5 protein-coding genes are annotated in these 8,196 nt (G+C 69.7%); 1 reads left to right on the top strand and 4 read right to left on the bottom strand.

The window, feature by feature from the left end; all coding sequences use genetic code 11:
- The 3 genes from VGS97_RS21515 to VGS97_RS21505 form a co-directional block, all read right to left on the bottom strand.
- Positions 1 to 657: carbohydrate-binding protein (locus VGS97_RS21515; RefSeq protein ID WP_326855419.1), on the bottom strand; the 657-nt coding region annotated here is incomplete at its 3' end.
- 149 nt (positions 658 to 806) lie between these two features.
- On the bottom strand, positions 807 to 1,625 hold the full coding sequence (locus VGS97_RS21510; RefSeq protein ID WP_326855418.1) for a hypothetical protein: 819 nt from the start codon (positions 1,623 to 1,625) through the stop codon (positions 807 to 809).
- The gene (locus VGS97_RS21505; RefSeq protein WP_326855417.1) at positions 1,622 to 2,788 is read right to left on the bottom strand and encodes a hypothetical protein; all 1,167 of its coding nucleotides are present in this window, start codon (positions 2,786 to 2,788) and stop codon (positions 1,622 to 1,624) included. Before VGS97_RS21505 ends, VGS97_RS21510 begins: the two co-directional genes overlap by 4 nt.
- Before the next feature lie 983 nt (positions 2,789 to 3,771).
- Between VGS97_RS21505 and VGS97_RS21500 the strand changes: the two genes are divergently transcribed.
- Entirely contained in the window at positions 3,772 to 7,794 is a 4,023-nt protein-coding gene (locus tag VGS97_RS21500; RefSeq protein WP_326855416.1) for a glycoside hydrolase family 3 C-terminal domain-containing protein, read from the top strand.
- A gap of 95 nt (positions 7,795 to 7,889) precedes the next feature.
- Here the strand turns inward: VGS97_RS21500 and VGS97_RS21495 are convergent.
- Positions 7,890 to 8,196 (bottom strand): alkyl sulfatase dimerization domain-containing protein (locus tag VGS97_RS21495; protein WP_326855415.1); only part of this gene is annotated, 307 nt, incomplete at its 5' end.

The following is an 8,196-nucleotide window of genomic DNA, read 5'->3' as shown; positions in this document are numbered from 1 at the left end:
CGGAGTGTCGACCTTCACGTTGGTGTCCATGCCGTCCTGCCACTCCACCGTCCCGTCGGACAGGATGACCGGGAACGCGGCGTTGATCACGTTGTACCCGTGCTGGAGGATCCGCGAGTCGTTGATCGGGATCCAGCCGAGTCCCGGATGCACGCCGTTGAGCGCGCCGTCCCAGTTCTCCCAGTACCCCTGGATCACCTTGCCGGCCGGCCGCGACTTGACCGCGCAGGTGCTGCCACCGGGTGGCGCGGAGCTGGTCGCCGACGCGGACGGGGACGGGGACACGCTTGCGGACGGGGATGTGGGCGAGGCCGATGGCGAGGCGCTGCTCGTCGTCGCCGAAGCCGAGGCCGATGGCGAGGTGGTGCCAGCGGTGCAGGCGCCTAGGTCCTGCCACAGCGCGGGTACCGCGACCGGGGTCCATCCGGCGCCGACGGGCGGGGTGTTCGCCTGGAGGGCCTGGTACTCGTGGCCCATGTAGGTCACCTGGTCGCCGACCTTGTAGCTGGTGCCTTCGGCCCACGCCGGGCCGGAGCAGGCCACGGTGGCCGCTGCCTGCCCGCTGGGCGCGAGCAACGCTCCCACCGCGACAGTCATCGTCACGGCCGCGATCACGGCGGCGGCCATGAAGGGATTCGCGCGACGTCTGGTTCTCATAGCACTCCTAACACTTGGTCGAGTGTCGAGTGCGGCGCCGCGCACGGGCAGCGTACCGGCTCTCCCCTCTCTAGGTAATGGGACAAAACGGATGGACCACGCGATCTACAGCTCAGCAGAGCCGGTGATCATCCTCCGACAGGGCGTTGTCAGGCCTTCCGCAGCAGCAGGACAAGGACGAGCAACGCGGCCAGGCCGAGGCCGACGGACGTCGCGGCCGGCCTCGCGAGACGCCAGGCGGAGCCGTTCTCGGCGCGCCGCTCAACAATGGACTGATATGATTTCGCGTCCTGCGGCTCCGCCAGGCTCTGCACTCCCTGGAACTGCGCGCCGAGCGCCAGGACGCCGACCTGGTCCCCGATCTGCGCCACCGCCCGGCGCGCCTGCTCGATCGTCGACAAGCTGCCGGACGTGAAGCAGAGCCCGCGTTCGCCCTGCGCCAGGCGCCCGGCGTATGCCAGGAAGGCGTCCACGGCCCGCGCATCCGAGTCCGGTCCGGCCCACGGCGGGTCCATCGACCACGTCGGCACTCCCCCCGGCACCGTGGATGCGGTCTCGCGTATCGCAGCGAGGACTCGCGCGGCGGCCGGCAATTCGGCCTGCGCGGGCGATTCGAGCGCGGCGTCCACCAGTTCGGCGGGGTAGATCTCGTCGAGCCGCGCCCCGAGTTCGGCCCGCGCGGCGGCATCCAGCCCCAGCCGGACCCATCGGACGGCCGACTCGGCGTCCTGCGAAGCGGCCTCGATCACCAGGCTGTAGCGGATGGCCCGCAGCCGCGAGTCGCGGCGGTCGGACGGGACGCCGAACATCGCCGCCGACCACCGCGGCCCCTCGCCGCGCGCGGCCACCGCGGGCCTCTCCTCGGTGAGGTACCGGCCGGAGAGCGCTTCCCACCACCGCTCGCCCGGAACCGCGCCGAGAAACCGGTAGTCGGCGCTCGTCCCCCGGGTCTTGACGTAGACCTTCACAGGGACGTCCAGTCCTCGGCCTGCGACTGCGGGTCGGTCGCCTCCGCCAGGCCGCGCATGTCCGATTCGAGTTCCCGCCGGGAACGCGCCACGCGTTCGGCGTCACGCTGTGTCCCGATGACGCCGCCCTTGTCACGCCTGGCCTCGCCGCGCATGCGGTATCCGAACGCCTTCCAGAAGCCGCGCCGCTGCGCCATCCGCGAGAGGAACTCCTGCTGCTGCTCGCGGCTGCCGTGCTCTTCCAGTTCCCTGACTTTCTCCCGTCCTTCGAGCACGGTGAGGCACAGCTGCCGCATGACGGCGCCGGCGCCGGTGATGCGGCGCTGCGGCGAGTTCGAGGTGAACCGGTATATGCCTTCGAACACCGGGTGCCGGCTCCCCCTGGTCGTCGGCAGCTTCCAGAAGCTGTCGACGAGTTGGATGCAGCCATACGTCTCAACAGGCTTGTAAAGTATCCTGATGGTCCGGTCCCGGGCCTCCTTGCGCACCGTCTCGGTGATCTCGTCGTACAGCGCCTGGATCCGCGCCCGCAGCGCGTCCGCGTCCGAACCGGCGGGCCGGCTCGGGTCGAGGTACTTCTCGCACTTGACCGGTACCAGCATCAGCACCGCCGGTTCGTCCCGGTGTTCGGTCGTGTTGCGCGACCTCGCCCACAACCGGACCATGTCGTGCACGTCCACGATCCCGAGCAGGTGCAGCGACGCGGCCCGCTCGGCGGGGTTGCGGGCCTCCATCAGCAGCGCCGCGTCGATCGGCAACAGGGCGAGGATGCTGTGCTCGATGTGCGTCTCGACCTGCTCCCAGCCCTCTTCGGACACCGCGCCCGACTCCCGGGCCGCGGGATCGAGCCAGCCTCCCGGATAGTCGAGGATTTCGAACGGGATCTCCAGCTCCCGGTTGTTGATGGAGCGCAGCGAGAAGTCGAGCCAGTCCGCCGACTGGGTGCCGCCGAGCGATCCGGACTCGAACACCTGGGTGCCCACGGCTTCGTTGAGTTCTTTCCTGTGCTCGTTGATCCGGGCCCGGGTATGGGTGTCCAGGACCACGTTCAGGGAGGTCCCGCGCAGTCTGTCCTGCGTGTCGTCGAACATCGAGGCCAGCAGGGTCGTCTTGCCTACTCCGGACGGCCCGAGCAGCGCGACCTTGAACTTGTCGTCCTCCATCAACCGTCTCCCCGCTCAAGAAGTGGATCGTAGATCTCTGTCTCAGCCATCCCCCTCCCGGCCGCCGTCAAAGCGCCCCGCCCTGGACCCGTGTGGCGAGCAGTCGATCGGGCGCGCGATCACACCGCACCTGTGAGCGAGCCCCACCGTGGATGCGATCACCGCCGCGCAGCGAACCAGTGTGATCGCTGGAAATATGACCAGGTCGTTCACTGGGAGAGCGCTCTCCCCGACACTCTCCCCGGCCGGTTGAACCGCTGCGTTCCGTCTGCCTTCAAGCTCGTCGAGGCAGCCACAGGCGGGAGTCGGACGGCGTATCGATGGCCGGGAGGGGTTCGGTGGTGGATGAGGCGGCGGACTCAGTGCTGACAGCAGCCGTACGGTGCCTGTCAGCCCCACGACCTCGACGACTGGCGCGACTCCCGACGGCAACGGCCCATTCTGGCTCGGACGCTCACCGACCCGGCCGCTACCTGCGAAGATCCCGGCCGGCAGGGCACCGGATCCGACTACGAACGTACCGGGCAGCCAGGGCGCCATGCCCGACGGCGCCGTGACGTCCCCGATCCGGCGAGACCTCTTGACACAGCCGGGTTCCTGTCGAAGACTCCGCTCTGGAGAGCGCTCTCCAACTGCTTTGGGTCGCTGCCGCATCGAGTCGCCCAAGAACGCATTTCACGCTCGCTCGACGATCTACGGCACGGTGAACTGCTGCTCGGCGGGGGCTGCGGTGCGCCGTGCCGCCACCGCACCACCGACACGTCGCTGTGGACATCCGGCTTGCACCCGGCCTTGTTTCCGTGTGCCCGGCCACGCCGGACGCGCGGCTGCGAGCCGTTCGCGGACGTTCGCAGGCAGACTCCGGCGCCGCCCACACCGGCCGGCCGTCTACCCGCCCCGCCTACCCGCCCCGCCTACCCACTCGCCGACCGACCGAGCGGCCCCGCGCCGACGAGGAAGATCAGGCACCTGAAGGGAATGCAATGAGGCTTCTCATCCCCCTGAGACAGTCTGCGCACGGCCGGCCGCGGCCGACGCGCCGCCGGCCCGTGTTCCGCGCGCTGCTCGCGGTCACGGCGCTGTCCGCCTTGTCGCTGACCGGCGCGCGCACTGCGGCGTTCGCCGCCGCCGACGCCCCGTTCGGCGGCACCGCGGCCGCCGTGCCGGGCACGGTCCAGGCGGCGAACTACGACACCGGCGGCCAAGGCGTCGCCTACAACGCCACCGCCGGCAACGGCAGCGCCAACAGCTACCGCACCGACGGTATCGACCTCGAAACGACCGCGGACACACTGGACACCGGCGTGGCCGGCGGCGCGTACGACATGGGCTGGACGACGCCCGGGCAGTGGTTCAAATACACGGTCAACGTCTCCACCGCGGGCACGTACAGCGTCGCCTTCCGGCTTTCGTCGCCGTACGGGATCACCGACGCGCTGCACATCGCCAACGCGTCCGGCACCAACCTGAGCGGCTCGGTCGCGGTCCCGAACACCGGCGGCTACCAGACCTGGGCCACCGTCGCCGCCAGCGTCACCCTGCCGGCCGGCCAGCAGACGCTCACCATCGACCAGGACACCAACGGCTGGAATTTCCACTACCTGACGTTCACCCTGAGCTCGGGCGGCGGAGGCTCGGGCGGTGACCAGCCCTTCGGCGGCACGCCGGCGCCTGTGCCGGGCACGGTCCAGGCCGCGAACTACGACACCGGCGGCCAAGGCGTCGCCTACAACGTCACCGCGGCCAACGGCACTTCGAACAGCTACCGTTCCGACGGCGTCGATCTCGAAGCCACCGCGGACACCGCGGACACGTCCCCGGCCGGCGGCGCCTACGACATCGGCTGGACGGCAGCAGGGCAGTGGTTCAAATACACCGTCGAGGTGTCCACGACCGGGACTTACACAGTCAGCCTCCGGGTGGCCGCGGCCGCCGCGGTCACCGACGCGCTGCACATCGCCAACTCCTCCGGCACCAACCTGACCGGCGCGGTCGCCGTCCCGAACACCGGCGGGTATCAGACCTGGACGACGGTCACCGCCAGCGTCACCCTGGCGGCCGGCGCGCAGACGCTCACCGTCGCCCAGGACGCCGCCGGCTGGAACCTGCACTACCTCGCCTTCGCCCAGGGATCGGGCGGCGGCTGCACGAGCAACTGCGGTGGCGGCGGCGTGACCCAGTACTGCGGTTACCAGGACCTCGCCCTCGACCAGCCGACCACGGCCTCCTCGACCTATTCGACCACTGGCAACCTGGCGTCCGCCGCCACCGACGGCAACCCCGGCACCCGTTGGGAGAGCGCGTACAGCGACCCGCAGTGGCTTGAGGTCGACCTCGGGTCCCAGACCCAGATCTGCGGCGCCGCCCTGCTGTGGGAGACCGCGTACGCCTCGGCGTTCCAGATCCAGACGTCGACCGACAACGCGAACTGGAACACGGTCTACTCCACCACCACCGCCACCGGGGGGAGCGAGTCGTTCACCTTCTCGGCGACCGCCCGCTACATCCGGGTGAACGCCACGAAGCGCGCGACCCAGTGGGGCGACTCGATCTTCGAGTTCGACGTCTACGGCCTGACCACCGTCGCACCGCTCAGCGGCGGCAACGGCAACGGTGGCAACGGCGTGTGCCCGTGGGTCAACTCCACCGCGTCGGTCGCCTCGCGTGTCCAGCAGGTGCTCAACACCATGAACCAGACCGAGGAGTTCACCCTGCTCTCCGGTGACGGCGGCTCGTCGTACATCGGCCAGGTCGCCGCCATCCCGAACCTGTGCATCAAGGCCATGAACATGCAGGACGGCCCGAACGGCGTCGGCGACGGGACCGGCGGAGTCACCGCCTACCCCGACGGCGAGAACGCCGCGGCCACCTGGGATCCGGCCCTGATCCAGCAGGAGGGCGCCGCGATGGGCGCCGAGTTCGCGGGCAAGGGCGTGAACGTCTCGCTCGGCCCGACGACGAACCTGGTGCGCGACCCGCGCTGGGGCCGGACCTACGAGACCTACGGCGAGGACCCGTACCTGGCCGGCCAGATCACCGCAGCCGAGGTACAGGGCCTACAGAGCCAGGGTGTCCAGGCCATGGTCAAGCACGACGCGGCCTACGACCAGGAGAAGTACCCGAACGGCAACAACAACGAGACGGTCAGCGAGCAGGCGCTCCAGGAGTTGTACCTGGCTCCGTTCCAGTCGGCCATCGAGCAGTCCGCCCCGGCCTCGCTGATGTGCTCCTACGCCGTGGTCAACGGCAACGCCTCATGCCAGAACGCCGACATGCAGATCAAGGGCCTGGACAACGAGGCGAACTTCGGCGGCTACATCACCTCCGACTGGGGTGCCGACTACAACAACGTCGCCTCGGTCGTGGGCGGCATGGACATCGGGATGCCGTTCCCCGGCTCGATCGCGACCGACCTGGGCAACGCGATCACGGCCGGCACGCTGAGCCAGTACACGGTCAACGCGGCCGTCGGCCGGATCCTGACCCAGATGTTCGCCTTCGGCATGTTCGACAATCCGGCCGGCGGCGCGCTCGCCAACACCGTGACCTCCGCGGCGCACCAGCAGACCGCGCTGCAACTGAACGAGGAGGGCTCGGTCCTGCTGAAGAACAACGGGATCCTGCCGCTCAACCCGAACGGCACCGAGTCGATCGCCGTGATCGGCACCGACGCGGGCGCCGGCGTGGAACTGGCCGGCGGCGGCAGCGGCACGGTGACCAGCTCCAACACGATCTGGCCGATCACCGGGATCCAGAACGCGGTCGGGTCGGGCGTCAAGGTCACCTACACCGCCGGCAACGATAACGGGACGGCCAACATCCCGAACGCGGTCGCCGCGGCGAAGGCCGCGACCGACGCGATCATCTTCGCCAACCTGCCGGAGGGCGAGGAGAGCGACCTGACCACCCTGGACCTGTCCGCCACGGACGAGTCGATGATCTCGCAGGTCGCCGCCGCAAACCCGAACACCATCGTGGTGATCGACAGCGGCGGTCCGGTGGTCATGCCGTGGCTGAACTCGGTGGCCGGTGTGTTCGCGAACTGGTACCCCGGCCAAGAGGTCGGCAACGCGATGGCCGCGCTTATCTTCGGCACCGCCAACCCGTCGGGCAAGCTGCCGGTCACCTTCCCCAGCAGCCTGAGCCAGGTCCCGGCGCAGACCACCGCGCAGTGGCCCGGCACCTCGACCGGGGTGACCTACAGCGAGGGTGTGAACATCGGGTACCGCTGGTACCAGTCCCAGAACATCACCCCCGCCTTCCCGTTCGGCTTCGGCCTGTCCTACACCAACTTCTCCTTCTCCAACCTCAGCGTCGGCGCGTTCAACGCCAACGGCACCGCCACGGTGACGGCAACCGTCACCAACACCGGCTCCCGGGCCGGGGCGGACGTCGCGCAGATGTACGTCAACGACCCGGCGGCCAGCGGCAACCCGCCGCAGCAGCTCGCCGGCTTCCAGCGGGTTAGCCTCAACCCCGGTCAGAGCACGACGGCCAGCTTCACGCTGACCATCCACGACCTGGCCAACTGGTCGAACACCGACAACCAGTGGGAGGCCCAGGCCGGCACGTACGGCATCTCGGTCGGCGATTCATCGGCCAACCGGCCGCTGTCCGCGACCACCAGCCTGGCGCACCAGCTGACCGGCCAGGTCGCCGCGGGCACCTCGGGCGCCGGCGTGTCGGCGGCCAACACCGCGGTCAGCGCGAACGTCACCCCGAACTCGGGCGTGCCGGGCGCGGAGACCGTCGGCGTGGTCAACCCGTGGGGTTACAGCAGCCCGAAGGGCACGGCGGTCTCGTTCGCCATGCAGGCCGTGGACTCCAACGCGTCCCAGACCCTCACCTACACCGCGACCGGGCTGCCGCCCGGCATCACGATCGCGTCCAACGGCACGATCTCCGGTTCCGGCAGCACGCTCGGAACCTACACGGTGACCGTGACGGCGACGGACACGGCGGGATTCTCCGGCACGGCAACCTTCGTGTGGTCCGTCGTGCAGTGATCCGCACGTAATAGACGGGGTTGGCGCCCGAACCGGTTGTCCGGGCGCCAACCCCGTCCCCGTTCCAACGCGCGTCAGCGGGGCGGTGAAATCGGTCAGTGCTCCACAGGTTGCACGGCGAACATTTCGCGGCCTTCGGCTGCTGCTCGTGATTCTGTGGCGGCCCAGGTGAACATGCCCTTGGCCATGGTCGAGGTCTCTTGTGCGGCGCGGTGGTTGTAGACCTCGGCGCGTACGCGGGCCGTCTCGCGGTCCTGTGGCGCTGCTTGCACGGCCCATTCGGCCAGGTGTGCGGCCAGGCGTGGGTTGCCCTCGGCCAGCAGGGCCTGTGCCCGCGCGGCCAGGACGTGCGCGCCGCCGGCCAGCTGGGCGAGTTCGGCCGCGATCTCCACCTCGGGGGCG

The organism is Actinocrinis sp., from assembly GCF_035946395.1.
Taxonomy (GTDB): domain Bacteria; phylum Actinomycetota; class Actinomycetes; order Streptomycetales; family Catenulisporaceae; genus Actinocrinis.
This window is presented reverse-complemented; position numbering and strand designations above follow the sequence as displayed.

Excerpts from the sequence above, each read along its gene's own strand:
- VGS97_RS21500 (WP_326855416.1), top strand. The coding sequence starts at position 3,772 with ATGAGGCTTCTCATCCCCCTGAGACAGTCTGCGCACGGCCGGCCGCGG.
- VGS97_RS21505 (WP_326855417.1), bottom strand. The coding sequence starts at position 2,788 with ATGGAGGACGACAAGTTCAAGGTCGCGCTGCTCGGGCCGTCCGGAGTA.